The following is a 20,861-nucleotide window of genomic DNA, read 5'->3' as shown; positions in this document are numbered from 1 at the left end:
CCAGACCATGATTGTTCCTTGGACGTATAGACGGCCGTAAGGTGGTGGCGGCGTGGTAACGTGGTCACGGAATCAGGATAGTGTTAATCTAAATTATTCTACCAATAATCAGCAGAGCGTAACGAAGAGTTTTGATAAAACTGTCTACTCAATAAATAGCTACCCGGCGGACCGGGTTTGTCAATACTATTTCGGACAAAAAAATGGCACGGGAGCGGGTCCGGTATTTATTGGCGCGACCAAGGATGGGTTGGGAAATTGGGCATCTGGCGAATGCAAATTTTCATACGCTTCAAATGTGACATTCAATTATTTTCAATATTCGACTGGCGGAGCTGCGGGGCCCTATACGGTCTACTACGTGGCGCCGGCGGCTCAAGGGTGTGGGACGCAACCCAATTGCTATCTCGATACGGATACTAGTGGTGTGGCGGCCCCTCAGGGAGTTGCAGTTGGTAAAAATATTGCGAATTGGTTTGCCTATTATCACACGCGCATCCTGATGGCCAAGAGCGGTCTGATGACCGCATTTTCGAAGCTTGATTCAAAGTTTCGCGTGGGTTTTGGTTCGATTGATGGTGGTCAGCAAGAAGTGTGTGGAAGCGGTCAGTCTGCTTATTATTGTGGTAATAATAATTATCTCAACCTTCCATCGAATAGATATTCCTATACTGATGCTTATAATGGTGGCGGGCTGAATTACATTGCTAAAGTGGCGCCCTTCGGCGATGGTTCAAGTGGAGCCGATCAGAAAAGTGCTTTCTGGACGTGGGTCAGTGCTGTAACTCCCAGCGGTGGTACCCCCTTGCGTCAGGCTTTGGATGCAGTAGGTACCTATTACAAACAGAGTCAGCCTTGGCAAACCATGTCCAGCGACCCGGTGGCGGATCCCACGACGAATACACCCGAGTTGGCTTGCCGTCAGTCGTACACCATTTTGACCACGGACGGTTTCTGGAACGGAAGCTATTCCTCTTCGACCACTTCTAAAGCCAGCGATACCAGTGGCCCGACCAATAGCGGCTCCAACGACCAGTCTTACACCTATAGCGCAGTGCCCCCCTATTCGGGTGGTGATACGTCGGACGGCAGCCCTTCGCTTGCCGACGTGGCAATGTATTACTGGAAGAACGACCTGCGCAGCACGTCCAACGAGGTTCCGCCCAGCACCGAAGATCCGGCCTCCTGGCAACACATGACGACCTTCACGATGGGCCTGGGCTTCACGCCGAATGACAGCAGCGGCAATGCGATCGACATGACCGGCGTGTTCAAGTGGGCACAAGGCGGCGCCAAACCCAGTGGTTTCGCTGGATGGCCGCAGCCCGCTTCGAACAGCATCAACAACATTGCGGATCTCGCCCATGCAGGGGTCAACGGCCACGGTGGTTTCTATTCCGCAACCAGCCCGGACTCCTTTACAAGCGGCCTGCAGGATGCGTTGAAGCGCGCCACCGAGCGCGTGGGTACCGGCGCCAGCCTGGCGGCGAACTCCACCCAGTTGAAAACCGGCACCATGGCCTATCAGGCCAACTATTACACGGCCAAGTGGAAGGGCGACCTCAAGGCTTCGACGGTGGATCCCAATACGGGCGTCATTACCCCCACGGCCAAGTGGACGGCGTCCAGCATGTTGCCCGCAGCGAGTGGGCGCAACATCCAGACTTACGATCCCGACGCCACGGGAAGCCCAACGCTGGTGGCATTCAAGAACGGTACCGACTCCAGTGGCGCGGCCGCTCCGCCGGCTCTGTCGAGCGATGAGTTGACAGCGCTTGGGAGTACGGCTACCGATCAGATGAATATCGTGAACTATTTGCGCGGCGACGGCTCGCTGGAACAGAGCCACTCCAGCGGCATCTACCGTACTCGCGATACGCCATTGGGCGACATCGTGGATTCGCAGCCGGTTTATTCCGGAGCGCCCGATCCCAATGAATTCGCGAACCAGTCGTTTACCGGGACCGATACTTTCAACGCTTTCGCCGTTGGTTCAGTCGACGCCACCACCGGCGTTGCCACGGCGAGCAAGGCCTCGACGCGTACGCCGTTGGTCTATGTGGCGGCCAACGACGGCATGCTGCATGCTTTCGACGCCAGCACGGGCGCGGAGACTTTCGCGTACCTGCCGGCGGCGGTGATTCTGGCTGGAGTGAAGAACCTTTCCGATCCTAACTACGGCACCACCACTGAACAACCGCACCAGTATTACAACGATGGCGAACTGACCGTTGCGGATGCCTATCTTCCGTCACTCACGCAGATCAACGGCTCATCGTGGCATACCATTCTGGTGGGCACCACTGGCCGGGGCACGGCCAAATCGGTCTATGCACTGGATGTAACCGATCCCGCCAATATCGCCTTGCTGTGGGAACGTTACGCCACGGATGGCAAGACGGGCAGCGGCTACATTGGCCAGATGGTGGGCAAGCCGGTGATTGCGCAGACGACGGATGGCAGCTGGTCGGTGCTGATCGGCAATGGTTACAACAGTGCTGAGGGCGTGTCGGCCCTGCTGCAGTTCGACCTCGCCACGGGCAGCCTGTCCGTGCACACGACCGGCGACACCTCGACTGGGAACGGGTTGGCTGCTCCGGTCGCCTGGATGGACGATGCCAGTGCCGGCGTCAGTACGGAGGCTTATGCAGGCGACTTGCACGGGAATGTCTGGTCATTTCCGCTCAACTATCTTTCCGGCAAGGGCAAGAATGCCTCCATCACGGCTTGTGGAAACCTCGACACGAATTGTGCGGGCACCAAGATATTCACGGCTACTGATGGCACCAACACCCAGCCTATTACGGGGGGCATGCTGGCAGGCAAGGATCCCGCGACCGGTAACGTATGGTTGTTCTTCGGTACGGGGCAATACCTGAGCAGCACCGATCTCGCCAATATGCAAGTACAGACCTGGTATGGCGTGGTTGCACAAGCGGGGACGAACGCATCCAGCTTGCCTGCGTTGCCTGCGACCCGCAGTGACCTTGTGCAGCGCTCGATCATTGCGGAGCAGGCAGGCGACGCCACCACCAATCCGCCGACCCTGCCGGCGCGAGCGGTGTCCGCGGCTGGGACCAATGCCGATGGCACGCCGGATCTCTCCGGCAAGCGCGGCTGGTATCTCGACCTGGAATCGCCGACTGGAGCGAGCGGAGCCATGGTTGCCCAAGGTGAGCGGATGGTCACTCCCAACCAGTTCCAGGGTAATTTGCTGTTGGGGACTACACGTATCCCCGAGGTGACAGACGTTTGCAATCCTTCCGGCCGCGGTTGGGTCATGGCGATCAATCCGTTCACCGGCGGCAATCCACCGAGCAACTTCTTCGACGTGAATGGCGACGGTAGTATCAACAGCAGCGATACGATCACGTTGCCGGGGTCGGGGCCGGGCGGTTCAGGCGGGAAAGTGGTTGCGGCGGCAGGTGTGGGCTTCAATTCGCTGCCGAACAATCCAATCTTTGTCGGCGGTTCGATGCTGGTGAGCTTCGACAACGGCACTACTGCGAGCCTGAAAACGTCGGGTTCGACCGGGGCCATGACACGTGTGTCGTGGCAGGAACTGATCAGTCAGTAAGGGGCGGACGATGTGTTATCCAGCATGCAAGCGAGATGCAATATCTGTCGTCCCCGGTGACGGCCCGTTTCCTGTCCATCGTGGCAGCGGCTTCAGCCTGATCGAGCTGATGATCGTGGTGGCGATCATCGCGATCCTGGCGGCGATTGCCTATCCATCGTACACGTCGCATATCACCAAGACGCATCGGGTGGCGGCGGAAGCCTGCTTGTCGGAGGTGGCCAACTACATGGAGCGCTACTACACCACCACCCTCAGCTACAAGGGGGCCACGATGCCCGCGCTGGATTGCCGCAGCGCGCAGCAAACCGGAGCGAATTACAGCTATGCCTTCTCGCCGGCTGCGCCGTCGAGTTCGGCGTACACCGCTCAGGCGACGCCCATCAATGCACAGCTGACGCGCGACACCAAGTGCGGCACGCTGTCGCTGGACCAGTCGGGGACGCGTAGTGCATCGACCGGTGACGTCACCTGTTGGTGAATTGTGGGGCGGACTTGAACATGGCCATCGCCCTTGCAGGGTCTGGCTTTGTGGTAGGAGCGCACTTGTGCGCGATGCCTTCCCTTAGTGCGTCGAAGACATCGCCCAGAAGAGCATCGCCCACTAGTGGGCTCCTACAGGGTGTCTGCAGGCTTCCGAAGGTTCTGCAGCCGCTCGGCCAGGCCTGAATGCCGCTGCGTGCGCTGGCTTGTGGCCAGGTCGATGCTGGCTTGCGGGGCGATCAGGCTGAAATGCCGGCGTGCACGGGTGATGCCGGTGTAGAGCAGTTCGCGGGTGAGCACGCCGGTGGCCTTGTCGGGTAGCAGCAGGGCGGTGTGTTCGAATTCCGAGCCTTGCGACTTGTGTACGGTCATGGCGTAGACGGTGTCGGTTTCTTCCAGCCTCGAGGGCAGGATGAAGCGCACGGTGTTGTCGCCAGGCGTGGCGCCATTGCTTGGGAAAGCCACGTATAGGCGCATGACGCCATCGCGGTCGGGGCGGCGCAGCGCAATGCCGACGTCGCCGTTCATCAGGCCCAGCATGTAGTCGTTGCGCAGCACCATCACCGGACGGCCTTCGTACCAGCCACGGTCCGTGTCGATCAGGCCGTTGGCATGCAGTGCTTCGGCGATACGCTGGTTGAGTGCATGAGTGCCGAAGGGGCCGTTGCGCAGGGCACACAGCAACTGGAAGTGGCTGTGTGCCTCCAGCACACGGCTTGCCCACTTGGCGAAGGCATCGTCGCCGGCCTCGGCATCCGGGCGTTCGCGATGCAGCAGTTCAAGGTAATGGCGATAGCCGTGTGGTGTGCCGTCGGACCCATCGTCAATGGGCAATGTTCCGGGCTTCGGTGGCATGTCGGATGGTGTGTCATTCCGGTGTTCGCCGGCATGCCGCTGGTCCGGCACCACCAGCTCTGAGTCATGGGCGGGTTGGCGTTGGCCTTCGACGATCAGCGTGACGAGGTGGGCGTATTCGGCGGTCCAGCTCACGTCGCGGTGGGGCGCTGCCAGCACGGTCTGCACGGCTTCGGTATCGCCGGCATTCACCGCACGCGCCAGCTCGCCGATGCCGCTGGTGTCGGCGAAGCGGTGGCTGTGGCGCAGCATGGCGATGTGCTGGTCCAGCGGTTGCGCGTCATCGCGGGTAAAGGCATCGATATCGCCGCAACCGGCCTGGCGCAGCCAGTTGGCGGTGGCGGCGCTGTAGTGGCCGGCTTCGGCGTGACGACACAAGTCACCGAGTACGGCGCCGGCTTCCACCGAGGAAAGCTGGTCCTTGTCGCCCAGCAGCACCAGGCGGGCCGGCGGTGGCAGCGCCTCCAGCACGGCGGCAATCATTTCCAGGTCGATCATCGAGGCTTCGTCCACCACCAGGACGTCCAGCGCCAGCGGATGGCCCGCGTGGTGGCGAAAGCGGCGGGTGTCGGGGCGTGCGCCCAGCAGCCGATGCAACGTGGTGACTTCGGACGGGATGCTGGCACGCACGGCTTCGTCCACGTCGAGCCGGGCTCGTTGCGCGCTGATCGAGGCATTCAGTCGTGCAGCGGCCTTGCCGGTGGGCGCGGCCAGGCCAATGCGCAGTGCGTGGCCCTGCTCACGCAGCGCCAGTGTCTGCAGCAAGCCCAGCAGGCGCACCACGGTGGTGGTCTTGCCGGTGCCGGGGCCGCCGGTGATCACACCGAACGCGCCGCGCGCGGACAGCGCGCAGGCGATGCGCGGCCAGTCGGGGTTGGTGTCGGTGCCATCCATCGCCGCACCATCAGGAAACAGGCGTGCCAGTTCGGCGGCCAGGTGCGGCGAGGCGGGCAGCTGCTGGGCCACGCGCTGCGCAATGCCGTGGGCCACCGCGCGCTCGTGGTTCCAGTAGCGACGCAGGTACAGCCGCGTGCCATCGTGGACCAGCGGCGCATCGGCGGGCATGCCGTCGGCGCCGGCCAGCAGGGGCGAGGCCGGCAGGCCACCGTGCAGGTCGCGGGCCAATGCGCGCCAGTGGGCGGGCCAGTCTTGCGTGTCGGCTTGTGCGTCAAGTTGGTCCAGGTCCAGGCACAGATGGCCATCGGCCAGCTGACGGCTGAGCACAGCGGCCAGCCATGCCAGTTCGGTGGGCAGGCTGGGGTCGCACTCGACCAGAAAGCGGGCGAATGCCACATCCAGCGGGCGCAGACGCTGGGCGGCAAGCGCCTCGTCGAGCAGGGCGTAGAGGGATGGCGTGTTTTCAGTCGCGGTCATCGGCCAGCTCTCCATCGGCAAACATCGCGTCCATCGCTTCGACCAGGGCGCGCGGCAGGCGCGCGGCGTGCACGCCGTGGCCGGTACCATCCACACCACGCAAGTACAGGTAGAGCACGCCACCCATGTGGTGCTCGTAGTCGTAGCCGGGCAGGCGCGCCCTCAGCTGGCGGTGCAGCGCCAGGGTGTAGATGGCGTATTGCAGCTCGTAGCGGCTGTGCAGCACCGAGTCACGCATGGCCTGCGCGGTGTAGGCCCTTGCGTCTGCGCCCAGGTAATTGGATTTGTAGTCGGCCACGTACCAGCGCCCTTCGTGCTCGAACACCAGGTCGATAAAGCCCTTGAGCATGCCGTTGACCAGGTTCGCCGCCAGTGGTGGGCGCGGTGCGCCGTCCAGGGTATGCGCGCTGACCAGGCGGTCCAGCGCCTGCGCCTGCACGTGGTTGGCCTCGAACCAGAACTCCAGCTCGGCGCGGTAGCGCTGCGGATCGGTGAGCGCCGTCAGCGACATCGTGCCGCCCCCGGGCAGCGCCAGCGGCGTGCGCAGCAGGACGGGCAGCCATTCGGTGAGCGGCCTTATCCAGCCCTGCCAGCCGCGTGCCTGGCAGCGGCGTGCAATGGTGTCGCACAGTGCCGGCGAGGGGACGGCAGCGTGGGCAAAGCCTTCCTCGGCGCAGTGCTCCAGCAGCTCGTGCAGGAAGGTGCCCGGTGCGGCGCCACGGTGAAAGTCGTGGATGCCGCCGGTCCGAGCGGTATTCGGCATATCGCCATCTTCCCGTGCTGTCTCAGCGAGCGTGGACTGCGCGGGGGTCTCTGGCGCGGGCGGCGGTGCAGCGTCGTCATGCCGGGCCAAGGCGCTGTAGCTGGCGATCCACCACGGCGCGCGTGGCGGCAACCTGCAGATGCGGGCGGGGCGCGGTTTGCGGGTGTCGTGCGTGGGGCGATAGCGCTGCGCATCGGCCTGATCGTCCAGTGTTTGCACCGTGATGGCGGCGCAACCCGCGGCCAGTGTTTCCAGCGCGGCGTGCAGGTCGGCCGGGGCGATCACCGCGCCGTCGCCCAGCACGTAACCGAAGGCGGACTTGTGCAGGCCGGGATCCTTCTTTCCGCCATCCTTGAGGCAGGCCACGCCCAGCCAGCACAGGTGGCGGGCGCGGGTGAGTGCCACGTAGAGCAGGCGCAGGTCTTCCTGCAGGCGTTCGTCCTCGGCGCGACGCCATGCGGCGGCATCGGGGCGCAGGTCGAAGCGCGCCATGCCCTCGGCGTCGTGCCACAGCAGCGGGCGATCCGTGCGGGTTTCGCGGTAGCCGCAGACGAAGGGCAGCAGCACCACCGGGTACTCCAGCCCCTTGGACTTGTGGATGGTGACCAGCTTGACCAGGTCGGCCTCGCTTTCCAGCCGCACGATCTGTTCCTCGGCGGTCTCGCCGGTGGCGGGGCTGTCGATCTGCGCGGCCAGGTGGCGGATCAGCGCGTGTTCTCCATCCAGCGCGGTGGCGGCCTGCTGCAGCAGCTCGGCCAGTTGCAGGATATTGGTGAGCGCACGCTCGCCATCGCCGCGCGCCAGCAGCCGCGCCGGTACCTCGAAGCGGTGCAGCAGTTCGTGCAGCATCGCCAGCACGCCGTGGCGTTGCCACAGCGCGTGCAACTGGCGGAAGTGCTCGCCGCAGACCTCCCAGTAGGCCTCGTCGGTGTTCAGACGATCCAGCTCGGCCAGGCTGCGGCCCATCGCCGGCGTGGCCAGCGCGGTGCGCATGGCGCGGTCGTTGCCCGGCCTGGCGCAGGCGGTGAGCCAGGCCAGCAGCTCGCCGGCCTCGGCGCTTTCGTACACCGATTGTTTGTCCGACAGGTACACGTGGGCGATGCCGCGTGCGTGCAGGGCGGCGCGCATCGCGGCGGCGTCGGTCCTGTCGCGCACCAGGATGGCGATATCGCCGGGGGCCAACGCGGTGAATACGCAATGGTCGTTGCTGAAGCCGCAACGACCGTCGCGTGCGGCATTGAGCCAGTCCACCAGCTGCGCGGCGGCGTGGGCGGCCAGGGTTTCGCGGTAGTCGCCCGCGCCGATGGTTTCGGTGGACGTCCGGACGGCCATGGTCATGGCCGGCAGCGTGGCGCCGTCCAGCTGCAAATGGTCCGTGCGCCCCTTCGCCTCCACTTCGAGGAAGGGCAACGCGTCACCGAAACCGAACGCGCCCTTGGCATGCCGGTCCGCGAAGGCGAACACATGGTTGACGGCCCTCACCAGCGCACCGGTGGAGCGGTGGTTGGTGCCCAGCGTCCAGTGCGGTGTGGCGGCGTCGTCGCGCGCCGCGAGGTAGGTGTGGATGTCGGCGCCGCGAAAGCCATAGATCGCCTGCTTGGGATCGCCGATCAAGAGCAGCGCGGTGCCCGGCACGCCGTGGTAAAGGCGGCGGAAGATGCGCCACTGCAGCGGATCGGTGTCCTGGAACTCGTCGACCAGGGCTACCGGATACTGGCTGGCCACCAATTGCGCCAACGCCTCGCCGGTGGGGCCGCGCAAGGCGCCATCCAGCCGCGCCAGCATGTCGTCGTAGCCCAGCAGGGCCTGGCGGCGACGGGCTTCGTCGGCGCGCTGCGCCACCCATGGCGCGGCATGGGCCAGCAGCAGCGGCGGCAGCGTGTCAGTCTCGGCGCGTCGCGCCTGCAGTTGTTCCAGTGCGGCGAAGGCCGGATGGGTGGGGGTGGGCTTGTCCTTGGCCGTGCATTCGACCAGTCGCGCCTGGGTGAAGCGCGCCAGCGTGTCGTCGTCCAGCACCTCGCCGCAGGTCCAGGCGCGCATGCTGGCCAGATGGTCGGGCAGGTTGGCGGCGCGCACCTTGTTGCCGTTGAGCTGTTTGGTCTGCGACGCGGTGAGCAGCAGGCTCTCGATGGCATCGATCGCATCGCGCCAGCTGTCGCGCGCAGTGGCTTCGGCGTCGTGCAGGGCGTTGGCGGGCGCGGCCAGCAGCTCGCGCGGCGCGCGCGGTGCCGGTAGTGGTTGGCCGTCCAGTTGCAGCGCTCCGGCATGGGGCAGCAGGTCTTTCAGCGCTTTTTGCAGCGCCTCGGGACTGGCCCACCACTGTGCGTACAGCGCGGCGGCGTCGGGGTCCAGAGTGAAGACGTGGCCGCGCCAGTAGTCGCGTACGGCTTCGGCCAGCAGTGCGGCCTCGTCGGCCACGGTGTCGCTGATGGCGCCCTCGCCACTGGCAAAGGCGTGTTGGGTCAGCATGCGCTGGCACCAGCCGTGAATGGTGAATACCGCGGCTTCGTCCATCCACTGCGCGGCCAGCTCCAGTTGGCGCGCCGCGCGGGCGCGCGCGTCGGCATCGGGGTAGTCGGCGATCAGCGTGGCGAGGAAATCGTCGGGCGCATGCTGGCCGCGGAAGGTCGCGGCGGCATCGGCCAGGCGCGTGCGGATGCGCTCGCGCAGCTCGGCAGTAGCGGCGCGGGTGAAAGTCATCACCAGGATCTGCGCGGGCAGCAGCGGCGTGCCGCCACCGTGACCCAGCACCAGGCGCAGGTACAGCGCGGCGATGGTCCAGGTCTTGCCGGTGCCGGCGCTGGCCTCGATCAGCTGGATGCCGGCCAGTGGCAGGCGCAGGGGATTCAGGGCGTGGGCGGCGTTCATGCGGCATCGTCCATGACGCGCGCGGCGTCCAGCAGCGGGCGGTACAGGTGCAGCCAATGCTCGAAGCCGGCGGCGTGCAGGGCGGCAAAGTCGCTCCAGCTGCGGGCCAGCGCGGGCTCGCTGTCCACCTCGCCACGGGAATGCTCGCCATCACCGCGCGGTGCGTAGCATTGGCGGGCGGCGGCAAAGGCAGCAGCAGCCAGCGCGTCGTCGGACTTTTGTTTTTCCGGCGCGGCCTTCGCGTTGGCGGCCTCGACCTGCAGCCATGCGCAGGCGGTCTTGCGCGCGATGGGCAGCGGCGTGCACATGCCGGTGGCGAAGGCGGCCAGCAGCGCGTGCAGATGCTGTCGTGCTTCGGCGGTTGCCAGCGGGGGCAACTGCACGATGGCGTCGGGCGCCACCACGTGGGTGGTGATGGCCAGCGCGCTGGCGTTGGCCAGAAGGTGCGCCACCCAGGGTGCCACCAGCTTGTCGTGGCGCAGCTTCTTCTTGTCCATGAGCTTGCTGGCGGTGGCCAGCAGGCGCACGCGCTCGCCATCCTCGCTCTGACGCAGGTCGTCCACGCTGTCTTCCACGCTCAGGCCGTGCGCGGTGGCATGCAGGGCGTGGCGCGTTCCAGTCAGCGGATAGTGCAGGTCCAGCGCCTGCCAGCGCGTGGCGACGCGCGCGGCGGCGGCCGTCATCGGCGCCAGGGTCAGCGCGCCGAAGCTGCCCGGTGGCAGCGCACCCTGTTGCACCAACCGCGTGGCCATCGAGGCCTGCGCGTCGGCGCCACCCTGAATGGCGGCGCGCAGCAGGGTGTCGGTGAGCAGGTGGTTTTCCAGTGCGTCGAGCGCGAAGGGCTCGTGTTCGAGTTCGGCGTCGTCCGCGTCGGCAAACTGCACACCCAGGCGCTCGGCGTAGAAGCTGCGCGCAGGCGAACGCAAGAAGCGTTGCAGCACGGCCAGGTCCAGCGGCGTTTCGCGCGAGCATGGTGGCAGCGGCGCGTCGGGTACCTGCGCGTGACCAGCGCGCGCCTGTTGCCATTCGCGTGCGTAGGTGAACACGCGCGCGTCGGCTTGGGCGTCGAAGTAGCAGGGGCTGAAGGCTTGCAGCGGGTAGTGGGTGGTGAGGAGCGGAAGGGGATCAAAAAGGGGGTCAGAGTCAAAAAGGGGGTCAGAGTCACTTTTCCGATCCCTCGCCGCCAGTCCGTACCCCGACGAAAAGTGACTCTGACCCCCTTTTTGACCCCCTTTTTGTTCTGCCCATCCCGCGGCGAGGTAGTCGCGCAATTGCCCTACCAGCACCGAGGGCGGCAGTTCGCTGTTGTCACGGGCGCTCTTGCCCACCCAGCTCACATACAGCCGGTCGCGGGCGGCAAGCAGCGCTTCCAGGAACAGATAGCGGTCGTCCTCGCGGCGCGAGCGGTCGCCGGGACGCTGCTGGCCGGGCGTGGCCATCAGGTCGAAATCCGGCGCGCTGCTCTTGCGCGGGTAGGCGCCGTCGTCCATGCCCAGCAGGCACACCACGCGGAACGGGATGGCGCGCATCGGCATCAACGTGGCGAAGCTCACCGCGCCGCCCATGAAGCGCTGCGACAGGCGGCTTTCGTCCACGGCGGCGAGCCAGTGTTCGCGCACCACGGCAAGCGGCACGACATCGGCGAAGCCGGCTTCCGTGCAGGCCAGCTCCCAGGCTTCCAGCGCGCCGTGCAGGCGCTGCAGCAGCGCGGCATCGCCGTCGTCGCGGCCTTCGTCGAAGAAGGTCGCCAACAGCGCGCGCAAGCGCTGGCCCCATGCGCTTGGCGTGGCGGACGTGGCCAGTTGCCGGCCGTGCTGATCGAGGGCATCCATCAGCAGCGCCAGTGGCCCGACCAGCGCGGCATCCAGGCCGCCGACTTCGTCGAACGGCGCGATGCCATGCAGCGACTGGCCATCGCCCACGGCGTAGCCAAGCAGCATGCGGCGCAGGCCGAAGCGCCAGCTGTTCTGTTCCTCTGGCGGCAACCCCAGGTTGGCCTTTTGCGCGCCATCCAGGCCCCAGCGGATGCCGGCGCCCTCGATCCAGCGGCGCAGCGTGGGCAAGCCGGATTCGTCAAGGCCGAAGCGGCGGCGCAGCGCGGGCGTGTCCAAGAGGTCCAGGATGTCGCCGCTGGCGTAGCGCGATTCGGGCAGGCGCAGCAACTGCTCCAGCGCCACCAGCAGGGGCGTGGTGCCGCGGCCGGGGCGATCGGCGATGCTGCACGGCAGGAAGCGTGGATCGTCCATGGGCAGGCGGCCGAACACCGCCTGGATGTGCGGTGCGTAGGCCTGGATGTCGGGCACCATCACCATCACCTCGCGCGGCGCCAGCGGTTGGCCGTCGCGTTCGGCCTGCTCGAACATCGCCAGCAGGTTGTCGTGCAGCACTTCCACCTCGCGCTGGCGGTTGTGCGCCACGTGGAAGCCTAGCGAATCGTCGTCGGGAATCAGCGCCTTGCGTTGGTGGGGGGCGGCGGGCAGCGGCTCGAGTTCGAGAATGGCCTGTTGCACCTGGTGCAGCAGACTGTCCGCGCCGGGGTCGGCAAACAGGTCGATGTCGCGACCCAGTGCGGCGAAGCGCGGGCGGTAGCTGTCCGGCGCGTCGAAGCTGTCGAGCAGGCGGATGTAGTCGCGGCCCTGCTTGCCCCAGGCCGCCAGCAGCGGGTTGGCGTGCTGATGCAGGTCCTCGAAGCGCGGCTCGGGTGGCAGACCGGGCTTGCCGGCGTGGCGGCGCTGCTGCGCGCGCAGCAGCTCGCGATCCTCGATGATGTCGGCCCAGTAGTGCCGGCAGGGGTTGGCCACCAGCAGCAGCACCTGGCACACGCGCGCCAGCGCGGTCAGCGCCTCCAGCGTCTGCTGCGGCAGGCTGGAGATGCCGAACACCACCAGCCGGCATGGCAAACCCGCGGGGCGCTGGTCGAGGCTGGCGGGGAGCTCAAGGAAGGCGCGGTGCACGCTGGCGCGGTGGGTCTGCCGCGCATCGGCGCCCACGTCGTCCAGCAAGGCGCGCCACAGGCGTGGTTGCCAGCACTGGTCGGTCGGCAGATGTGAGCTTGAGCCGCGCAGCTCGTCGCACAACACGTCACGGCCGTGTTCCCAGTCGTCCAGCCAGTCGGCGCGATAGACCTGGTACTGGTCGAACAGATCGGCGATCTGGCCGGCCAGCTGGAACAGCTTTGTCGGCGTGGTCTGGGCGTCATCGCCGAGGAAATGGCGCAACGGTGCGAAACCGTCGTCGTGCAGATGCGCCGGCAGCAGACGCATCAGTCGCCATGTCAGGCGTGACTTGTCGAACGGCGACGCGGTCGGCACGGCGTCGGGTCCCAGCACGGCGCGATAGGCCTGCCACAGGAAGCGGCCGGGCAGTTGCATGTCCACCGCCGCGCTGATGCCCATGCCGCCCGCTGCCGGCGCGCGCGCCAGCGCCATCTTCAGCCACTGCGCGATGCCGTTGCTCTGCACCAGCATCAACTCGTCTTCCAGCGGTGCCAGCGGCGCCTTGGCCAGCCACGCCAGCAGCAGGTCGCGCAGGTCTTCCAGGCGGTTGCCATGGACGACCATCAGGCCGGGCTGGATCGCCGGGGCGGGCGAGGTATCGCGGTTTGCTGTCACGGCGGGCTCGGTTGCACTCTGGACCGGGATTGTCCACGAGTTAAGCGGTGGATGTCGCCTCTAGCGTGGCATCGACGAGTCTCGCGGCCTGCGACGTCGGGTGGCTGGCGGGTGTCTGCGTGGACGAGCGGCGTCGCGCCTGCTCGGCTGGCGGCTCTTTACGGGCCGGGACAGGCCGCCGCCGCAACGAAAAAGGCCACCCTTGCGAGGTGGCCTTTTTCGACGATCTTGAGTGGTGGGCGGTACAAGGATCGAACTTGTGACACCTGCCGTGTGAAGGCAGAAAATAGCACATTTACGGACGTGCCCGGACGCACTAAACCGTTGAAATAGCTTGTTTCTAGTCCTTGCGCGTCCGGTTCGGTGTGCTATAGTTTTTCCGTACAACGTCCGTACGGAGAAAATCATGGCCCGTTTCGAGATCGACAAGGTTCGCGTCCGCAATCGTCTAGCCGTCCGGCGTGAGCCGTATTGGGGCGCTCCGATCGCGCGCGGCCTGTTTGTCGGCTTTCGCCGGCTGGAGGATGGCGGTACCTGGATTGCCCGCCAGCGAGATGACGACGGGAAGCAGCGTTATCAGTCCATCGGTCACGCGGACTCGATCCCCTATGACGACGCGGTGAAAGCGGCGCATGCCTGGGCAAAGAAGGTCGATGCCGGTGTGGACACGTCCGAAGTGCAGACCGTCAAGGAGGCGTGCGAGTCCTACGTCAAGGATCGTCGCCGCGAAGTAGGCGATGCCAACGCCGACGATGCCGAAGGCCGGTTCTTGCGCACCGTGTACGGGCATAGCATCGCCAAGGTGAAGCTGGCCAAGCTGCGCACGGAGCAGATCAAGGAATGGCGCGCGGATCTGGACATGGCCGACGCCAGCAAGAACCGCACGCTATCCGCCCTGAAGGCCGCTCTGAACTTCGCTGTCGCATCGCGCTACGTGGAGGCGGGCAGGGCGATTGAATGGGAGCGCGTGACGCCGTACGAGGTCAATACGCGCCGTGACCTGTATTTGAACCGCAAGCAGCGTTCTGCCTTGGTGGAAAAGCTGCCGGAAGGTGCGCGGGCTTTCGTGCGCGGCCTGTGCCTGTTGCCGCTGCGCCCCGGCGCTCTGGCAGCCGCTACAGTCGCCGACCTGGATGCTGGGCGGGCCAGCCTACGGATCACCACCGACAAGGCCGGACAGGGCCGCGTTGTAGCTCTGTCACCGGAGGCAAAGAAGCTGCTGCAGGGGCAGGCCAAGGACAAGCTGCCCGCCGCCCCGCTGATCGCCTATGACGACGGCTCGCCCTGGCATAAGGAGCGCTGGAAGCAGCCGATCAAGAAGGCCGCGAAGGCCGCCAAGCTGCCCGCTGGCGTTTGTGCCTACACGCTGCGCCATAGCGTCATCACCGACATGCTGGTGGGCGGCATGGACTCGCTGACCGTGGCGAGGATGGCCGGCACGTCCTTGGCGATGATCGAGAAGCACTACGGCCACCTGCTGCATGAACACGCGGCCAAGGCGATGGCAGGACTGGCGTTATGAACCTATGTACGCCATTGACGCACGTACGCCAGTGGCGTAGGATGCACCCATGATCTTTGTTGAGACGCCGATCTTCACCGCCCAGATCAAGGAGCTGCTGAGTGATGACGATTACGGGACGTTCCAGCGCTATCTAGCCGAGAATCCGGAGGCTGGCGACGTCATCAAGGAAACCGGCGGACTGCGCAAGATCCGCGTGGCGATGAAAGGCCGTGGCAAGAGTGGTGGCGCGCGAGTGATCTATTACTACTTCGTTTCTGCCTCGCGTATCGCCATGGTTTTCGCTTACCCGAAGAACGTACAAGAAAATCTGACGCCTGCGCAAAAGGCAGCATTAAAGAAAGTCATAGAGCAGTGGAGATAACCGTGGACGCCAACATGTTCGACAACCTGATGGAAAGCGTGACCCAGATGGACGAGATTGTCCGGGGTGAGCGCCAGCCGTCGCGCGAGTTCCATATCGATGCGATGGCCGTCAAGGAGATTCGCCGCGCGACCGGGCTGTCACAGGCCAAGTTCGCCGGCATCGTCGACGTGCAGGTCGGTACCCTTCGCAACTGGGAGCAGGGAAGGCGCGAACCTACCGGGCCGGCCAAGGCTCTGTTGCGTGCGATCAGCAGGGACCCCAAGCACGTCCTGGAAGCACTGGCCGACTGATCAAAGTGCAACGTTGCACCTTGAAACGATCAACCCCGCCTAGTGCGGGGTTTTTTGTGGGCGGATTCAACGAAAGCAACCCCAACGGCCTTCGCAATTGCGTGCTTGGCGTCTTCGAACGCGCTGACCGCGCGCTTTAAGTCATCCATGGCGCCGAGGAACGCAAACATCGCCACATCCTCTTTGCTTGGATCAATTTCGCGCCCCTGATCGTCAGTTACTACTAGTTTCCGGGCGTTCAATCCGTCCTGAAGTCTAGCGACGATTTCCGCATTCATGGAACGGTTGTTGGCCTTAGCGGCACCTGCGATTTGCTCGCGCATGCCGTCCGGCAAACGGAGCATGAACTTGTCTTGTTGGTCGCTGGGGAATTTGGTTGCCATGGGGCCATTCTACGGAAAGCATGTCGACTTGACATCATGTGTCGAGTCGCTATATTGTGCGTATATAGCGACTCGCTACTGTCCGTGTGCGGCTGGGTGGACATCTCCACACCACGGGTAGTCGCTTGGAAACTACCGTCCACCATTGCCCTAAACCCACGCGCGTGAAAACCAAAACGAGGCCCGACCATGACCAAACCCAGCTCCACCGATCCGCTAGACCCCACCTTCCGCCCGCTTGTCAGCGAGTGCGCCAAGTACGGCATCTGCCGTTCCGTCGCCTACGAGCTGATGAACGACGACCTGATTGATACCTTCAAGATCGGCGGCAAGCGCTACGTCAAGACCGAATCGCTGCGCACGCTTCCTGATCGACTGCAGGGGAGTAAGACCGCATGAACATCGAACAGGCCGAACAGGCCACCCGCGCCATCTGCGCCAACGTCGAGTCCGCATTGGCGGCACTCCGGCACCCCATCACCGTCAACGGCTACGGGGTGCTTGTTGACCCGCGTGACGAGCTGACGGCACTGCAGCGCGCCCATGAAGAACTCGGAGAAGCGCTGCACGTCTACGCGGCCACGTCCTGGCCGAACCCTTCCGATACGGAGGCAAACGCATGAGCATTCGAGCCTCCATCTGCGCATCTTTCGAAGACACGAGCTTCGACCCGGCCAACAACCTGGTGTTCTACAAGGACGGTAATTGGTGGAGCCCGGAACCCGTCACGGGTCCCGATCTCGCCCAGACGCTGTACGGCAAGCAGCTCGCCGTGGACTTTCTGCAATGGTCGGTCAGCACCGACAACACCGAGAAGCTGGTGGACATCATCAACGCCATGCCTGCCGAGAAGGGCGGCGTAGAGCGTGGCTTCATCGAGTTCATTGCCAGCCGGGCACCGGCAGGAGCGATGGCATGAAGAACGAAGCCAACGGCCTCACCATCAGCGCCACCTTCGGCCATGTCCCCTGCATCGAAAATTACCTGTTCGAGGTCCGCGCGGGCGTTGCAGTCGATCAAGCAACATCAACGGCGGCGTGCCTGGCCGAAGCTATCCAACGGATTGCATGCAATTCCGTTGATGGCGGCATGGATGGCGAGGTCGCTTATCTGGTGGCATTCGCCGCTGATGCGATATCGGCGCTAGCTAGTAGTGCCGATGGCGCGTATCGGAGCAAGGAGGAACAACCATGACTACGCCCCCCGAACAGACCTTCCACGACGCCAGCCTGACGATCGTCGAGTTCGCCCGACGCTGGCGCGAGGGCAGGGCAAGCCAGACCGAGCTGGAAGACGCTGATGTCCTGCTGCTAGGGCTTCGGCGACTGCTGGCCGATCACAAGCACGAAAAAGCCCACGTTTGCGGCGTGGGCTGATTCGATTTCTTACCCGAGCTAACAGGTGCGCTCAGTGTAGCAGCTGATCGCCGAGGATCAAGTGTGAGCAAGGCATTTACTGCCAAAGAGAGCCGTGTATTTACGGCATTGCGGGCGTGTCTGTTCGATGAGCGGACGTCAAAGAACGACTGCGCGGTTTATGCCTGCCTGCTGGGGCATGTTCGCGGTCACACCAGCCGGCCAAGCAGGGTTCGCATTGCCCAGGAAACGGGGATAAACGCGATCAACGTTAGCCGGCACACCCGGAAGCTGTCTGACCTTGGGTACATCAAGATCAAGCAGACGAAGGGTCTGCAAACCAACGTTTACGAGCTTTTTCCGGTCCCTGACATGGGTATCACCGCTGCAAGGGTTCTCCCCGGACCCGAAACCCCTCTGACATGGGTGTCACCAGTGATACCCAATAAAGAGCTAAGGGCCAGAGCAAGAGCGTCACCGGAGCAGGGTTTTCCGAATGTAGGGTGGTCGCCCCCCTCAAAAGGGGCGAACCATCCCGGTACAGAAACCGAGAAGCGCAAGGTCGCCGCGAACGACGAGGGCGAGAGCAGATCAAAAGCGGTCAGCGGCTTTAAATCTTCTAAGAGCCAAAGCCTCCCGTGCAGGGACGACGTTGCGGATGCGCCTGCATGGGACACCGACGATGACTGGATACAAAAGCTGAAACGCGATTTCGGTTACCTCAGAGAGGGGAGCTAAAGATGCCCGGAATAAACGTCGCCTGGACGCCTGCCGAGGTCGCCACGCTCAAGCGCGAGGCGCCTAAGGAGCACCTGCGGGGCTACAAGGAAACCCCCGCCGGCACGCGAGCGCAAAGCGATCCAGCGGCGGCCCTGTTTGCTGAGGGCGGCTGGGGAGTGATCCACTTTCCGCGCCGGATGTTCCTGGCGAAGTACGAACCCGAGGCACGACTTGCAGCGGCGATCGTGCGCAGCGTGGAGCGACTGGAGCCGGCGACGACGCCACTACGCAAGGCGGTCTATCGGATACTGGCCCGGCTCGCTGATGACAGCGTGCAATGCGAGGCAAGCGCGCTGGTGCTGGGCATGCTGCTGGCATCGGCCAAACTGCACGGGGAGAGGATCCAGACGCACCCGCGCGATCTGGCAAAAGAGGTCGGCGTGCGCTACACGATCCTGCTGAAAATCACCCGCATTGCCAAGGAAGAACTGAGCCAGATTTAGCGGGAACCTATTCTAGTGTTGAGGGCTGAGGATTTTTTTGCCCGCACGATTGCGGCCCGTCCGCACAACACACTAGGAGGCTTTATGTTGAACGAACCCGACCGATTCATGCGCCGGCCCGAAGTGCTGGAGCTGGTAGGCGTGAGCGATTCCACGCTGTATTCGATGATCCGCGCCCACAAGTTCCCGCCCGCCATAGGCATCGGCGACCGTTGCGTGGCCTGGAGCCGCCGCGCCGTCCTGGAGTGGATGGAACGCAAGGTTCGCCAAAGCAACCGCAGGGTGGCTGCATGAAATCCATCACCCATTGCGACGGCTGCAACAACCGACTTGACCCCGACCGAACGCTAGTCATGGGTATCGGCCATCCTGAAGTAATGCACTACATCTGCTTTCCGTGCGCGCTGAAACTCAACGACGGCGACGACGCACTGAATGCCCATATTTCTGCCGCCGCACGCAGGCGCGCTAACAACGGAGTGATTGCCGCATGAAAGATCAACGCATGACCACCATAAAACTGTCCGGCGAAATGGGCAGGCGGTTCGGCAAGGTGCACCATGTCTTCCTGGACACAAACTCACCGTCTGAAGCTGTCCGCTATCTGCGTAGCTAGTTCCCTGATGCTAATTCTTACTTGCTGAACGCCACGGATCGCGGCATCGGCTTCGCGGTCTGGCGCGGTGATGAAAACATCACCAAAGACCAACTGAATGAGCCGGTCGGCGATGACGTCATTCGCATTGCTCCCATCATCATGGGAAGTAAGAACGCCGGATTCCTCAACATCGTTTTGGGCGTCATCTTGATCGCCGTAAGTTTCATGGATGGGGGGCTTACTGCGCCCGAGGCGGCTGGTGTTCTTTCTGCTGGTATTGGGCTCGCTGCTGGAGGTGTCGTCGCTCTACTGACCCCAGTCCCCAAGGGCACCAAAAACAAGTCCGTAGCCAACGAACCCAGCTACGCATTCAACGGCGCCGTGAATACCCAAGCCTAGGGCAACCCTGTCCCGCTTCTCTACGGCCGCATGATCGTCGGCAGCGCGGTCATCTCTGCTGGCCTGCAAGCCGAGGACTATGCGCCTCTTACGGGTGGCATCGGCACCGGCTCGCCGAACCTCATCAAATACCCCAACGATCCGAACCGACCGAACCCGGAAGCCATATGACCTAGAAGCTAAGTGGCGACCACGTAGATAACAGCGCCCTGCAGCTTTGCCGGTCACGTCAACACCGAGGATCTAGGTAATCACTTTCCTCGCCAATAAAAGTCATGTAAATCAGTCACTTGCGCAATACGATACCGTATGTGATTGGTGACACCTGCCCTTACAAGGCAATGACGTATGTCTTGAAACCGTTGATATATAAGGCTTTGTGCTGAAACCGTATTGCCGTACGGACGCCAGTACGGAAAGTGACACCCCACAATTTCACCGCGACACCAATACGCACCACCACAACCACGAGGAAACGAACCATGATCCATCCCAACGTCCGCGCCCAGCGCTACCCAACCCCTGACCCGAGCGGTTCGGCCTATGTCGACGGTGCCTTCGGGCGTCACCTGCCAGCGGCCACTAATCCCGACTGGCGACCCACGGGCCACGAGGCAACCCGCCTGTTCGCCCACCTGGCCAGCCTGAAGGCGACTTGGTAGGACGTCTACCGCAACAACACCCGCGTCCTGCAAAACGAGCTGCTGACCAAGCCCGCGCGGCTCATGGCGTCGGCGCAATTTGCCAGCAAGCGCACGGCTGAAGCCATCACGGCGGCTGACGCGTGTCTGGATCAGATACAGGCCGACCTGCCACGCATGCACGCGAGGATGCTGGAGCGGATGGCCCCGGCAACGCCTGCCGACACGGCGCTAGACAGTGAACTGCGCGCCTACTTGCGTAGTGTTGACGGTGCTACCCGTGATGCCGTCTTAGCCAGCGATCCACGCGCCCTGAGAGCCGCCGCGTTCGCACCGCCTGGACTGTCTGGACTGACCCCAGCGGCTCACGCACGCGCCCGTGACGCCTACCTGCGGGCACACTGCCCAACCGAGCTGCAGGCCGAGCGCGACGTGGAGGCCGGCCTTGCGCTGGTGAAGAAGGCACGCCAAGCATTGACTGAGCACGTCCGCGACTTCATCGACCTTGAAGCCGGCGAGCAGGCCGCGAAGTTCGCCGAGTAACTCGTGGGT

At 64.1% G+C, this 20,861-nt stretch carries 22 protein-coding genes; 18 read left to right on the top strand and 4 right to left on the bottom strand.

Annotation, left to right across the window (positions count from 1 at the left end; genetic code table 11):
• The first annotated feature begins 298 nt into the window (after nucleotides 1-298).
• Together AB7849_RS11610 and AB7849_RS11605 are read left to right on the top strand one after the other, a co-directional pair.
• The gene (locus AB7849_RS11610) at nucleotides 299-3,577 is read left to right on the top strand and encodes a pilus assembly protein (RefSeq protein WP_369501089.1); all 3,279 of its coding nucleotides are present in this window, start codon (nucleotides 299-301) and stop codon (nucleotides 3,575-3,577) included.
• 10 nt (nucleotides 3,578-3,587) lie between these two features.
• Nucleotides 3,588-4,058: a type IV pilin protein gene (locus tag AB7849_RS11605; protein WP_369501088.1), complete on the top strand. Its 471-nt coding sequence runs from the start codon at nucleotides 3,588-3,590 to the stop codon at nucleotides 4,056-4,058.
• Nucleotides 4,059-4,192: 134 nt separating this feature from the next.
• Here the strand turns inward: AB7849_RS11605 and recD are convergent, their stop codons facing one another.
• Genes recD through recC form a run of 3 tightly spaced genes read right to left on the bottom strand, consistent with a single transcriptional unit; the run spans nucleotide 4,193 to nucleotide 13,531 of the window.
• Entirely contained in the window at nucleotides 4,193-6,289 is a 2,097-nt protein-coding gene (gene recD, locus AB7849_RS11600; RefSeq protein WP_157618116.1) for an exodeoxyribonuclease V subunit alpha, read from the bottom strand.
• Nucleotides 6,276-9,920, bottom strand: coding sequence for an exodeoxyribonuclease V subunit beta (gene recB / locus AB7849_RS11595; RefSeq protein ID WP_369501087.1), 3,645 nt, complete (start codon nucleotides 9,918-9,920; stop codon nucleotides 6,276-6,278). The genes recD and recB overlap by 14 nt, the downstream gene beginning before the upstream one ends.
• A complete protein-coding gene (recC, locus tag AB7849_RS11590; RefSeq protein WP_369501086.1) occupies nucleotides 9,917-13,531 on the bottom strand; it encodes an exodeoxyribonuclease V subunit gamma in 3,615 nt (1,204 codons plus the stop codon). The genes recB and recC overlap by 4 nt, the downstream gene beginning before the upstream one ends.
• 406 nt (nucleotides 13,532-13,937) lie before the next feature.
• On the opposite strand from recC, the gene AB7849_RS11585 reads away from it, so the two are divergent.
• From AB7849_RS11585 to AB7849_RS11575, 3 genes are read left to right on the top strand one after another with little or no spacing between them, the layout of a single operon-like run.
• A complete protein-coding gene (locus AB7849_RS11585; RefSeq protein ID WP_008209565.1) occupies nucleotides 13,938-15,053 on the top strand; it encodes a tyrosine-type recombinase/integrase in 1,116 nt (371 codons plus the stop codon).
• Between the two features lie 49 nt (nucleotides 15,054-15,102).
• Nucleotides 15,103-15,417 (top strand): type II toxin-antitoxin system RelE/ParE family toxin, encoded by a 315-nt coding sequence (locus tag AB7849_RS11580; protein WP_008209564.1) that lies wholly within the window; start codon nucleotides 15,103-15,105, stop codon nucleotides 15,415-15,417.
• Nucleotides 15,418-15,431: 14 nt separating this feature from the next.
• A complete protein-coding gene (locus AB7849_RS11575; protein ID WP_037098936.1) occupies nucleotides 15,432-15,710 on the top strand; it encodes a helix-turn-helix domain-containing protein in 279 nt (92 codons plus the stop codon).
• A 29-nt stretch (nucleotides 15,711-15,739) separates the two neighbouring features.
• Here AB7849_RS11575 and AB7849_RS11570 read toward each other — a convergent pair whose 3' ends face one another.
• Nucleotides 15,740-16,093: an Arc family DNA-binding protein gene (locus tag AB7849_RS11570; RefSeq protein WP_008209560.1), complete on the bottom strand. Its 354-nt coding sequence runs from the start codon at nucleotides 16,091-16,093 to the stop codon at nucleotides 15,740-15,742.
• 189 nt (nucleotides 16,094-16,282) lie between these two features.
• Between AB7849_RS11570 and AB7849_RS11565 the strand changes: the two genes are divergently transcribed.
• The 13 genes from AB7849_RS11565 (at nucleotide 16,283) to AB7849_RS11505 (ending at nucleotide 20,852) form a co-directional block, all read left to right on the top strand.
• On the top strand, nucleotides 16,283-16,492 hold the full coding sequence (locus tag AB7849_RS11565) for a hypothetical protein (RefSeq protein ID WP_008209558.1): 210 nt from the start codon (nucleotides 16,283-16,285) through the stop codon (nucleotides 16,490-16,492).
• The gene (locus tag AB7849_RS11560) at nucleotides 16,489-16,716 is read left to right on the top strand and encodes a hypothetical protein (protein ID WP_008209556.1); all 228 of its coding nucleotides are present in this window, start codon (nucleotides 16,489-16,491) and stop codon (nucleotides 16,714-16,716) included. The genes AB7849_RS11565 and AB7849_RS11560 overlap by 4 nt, the downstream gene beginning before the upstream one ends.
• The gene (locus tag AB7849_RS11555; RefSeq protein ID WP_008209554.1) at nucleotides 16,713-17,012 is read left to right on the top strand and encodes a hypothetical protein; all 300 of its coding nucleotides are present in this window, start codon (nucleotides 16,713-16,715) and stop codon (nucleotides 17,010-17,012) included. Before AB7849_RS11560 ends, AB7849_RS11555 begins: the two co-directional genes overlap by 4 nt.
• A complete protein-coding gene (locus tag AB7849_RS11550; protein WP_008209552.1) occupies nucleotides 17,009-17,287 on the top strand; it encodes a hypothetical protein in 279 nt (92 codons plus the stop codon). Before AB7849_RS11555 ends, AB7849_RS11550 begins: the two co-directional genes overlap by 4 nt.
• Nucleotides 17,284-17,469, top strand: a complete 186-nt coding sequence (locus tag AB7849_RS11545; protein WP_008209551.1) for a hypothetical protein — start codon at nucleotides 17,284-17,286, stop codon at nucleotides 17,467-17,469. The genes AB7849_RS11550 and AB7849_RS11545 overlap by 4 nt, the downstream gene beginning before the upstream one ends.
• Before the next feature lie 63 nt (nucleotides 17,470-17,532).
• Nucleotides 17,533-18,186, top strand: coding sequence for a hypothetical protein (locus AB7849_RS11540; protein WP_157618041.1), 654 nt, complete (start codon nucleotides 17,533-17,535; stop codon nucleotides 18,184-18,186).
• A 2-nt stretch (nucleotides 18,187-18,188) separates the two neighbouring features.
• A complete protein-coding gene (locus tag AB7849_RS11535) occupies nucleotides 18,189-18,671 on the top strand; it encodes a hypothetical protein (RefSeq protein ID WP_008209549.1) in 483 nt (160 codons plus the stop codon).
• A gap of 84 nt (nucleotides 18,672-18,755) precedes the next feature.
• Entirely contained in the window at nucleotides 18,756-18,965 is a 210-nt protein-coding gene (locus tag AB7849_RS11530; RefSeq protein ID WP_008209547.1) for a helix-turn-helix transcriptional regulator, read from the top strand.
• Nucleotides 18,962-19,165: a hypothetical protein gene (locus AB7849_RS11525; RefSeq protein WP_157618039.1), complete on the top strand. Its 204-nt coding sequence runs from the start codon at nucleotides 18,962-18,964 to the stop codon at nucleotides 19,163-19,165. Before AB7849_RS11530 ends, AB7849_RS11525 begins: the two co-directional genes overlap by 4 nt.
• Nucleotides 19,166-19,308: 143 nt before the next feature.
• Nucleotides 19,309-19,668: a tail assembly protein gene (locus tag AB7849_RS11520; protein WP_008209546.1), complete on the top strand. Its 360-nt coding sequence runs from the start codon at nucleotides 19,309-19,311 to the stop codon at nucleotides 19,666-19,668.
• A 30-nt stretch (nucleotides 19,669-19,698) separates the two neighbouring features.
• A complete protein-coding gene (locus AB7849_RS11515) occupies nucleotides 19,699-19,839 on the top strand; it encodes a hypothetical protein (RefSeq protein WP_157618038.1) in 141 nt (46 codons plus the stop codon).
• Between the two features lie 311 nt (nucleotides 19,840-20,150).
• Nucleotides 20,151-20,330, top strand: a complete 180-nt coding sequence (locus tag AB7849_RS11510; protein WP_157618037.1) for a hypothetical protein — start codon at nucleotides 20,151-20,153, stop codon at nucleotides 20,328-20,330.
• 63 nt (nucleotides 20,331-20,393) lie between these two features.
• A complete protein-coding gene (locus AB7849_RS11505; RefSeq protein ID WP_369501085.1) occupies nucleotides 20,394-20,852 on the top strand; it encodes a hypothetical protein in 459 nt (152 codons plus the stop codon).
• Nucleotides 20,853-20,861 lie beyond the last annotated feature (9 nt).

Origin of the sequence: Rhodanobacter sp. FW021-MT20 (genome assembly GCF_041107475.1) — a bacterium.
GTDB classification, from domain to species: Bacteria; Pseudomonadota; Gammaproteobacteria; order Xanthomonadales; family Rhodanobacteraceae; genus Rhodanobacter_A; species Rhodanobacter_A glycinis.
The sequence above is the reverse complement of the archived record's forward strand: the minus strand, read 5'-3'. Positions and strand labels throughout refer to the sequence as shown.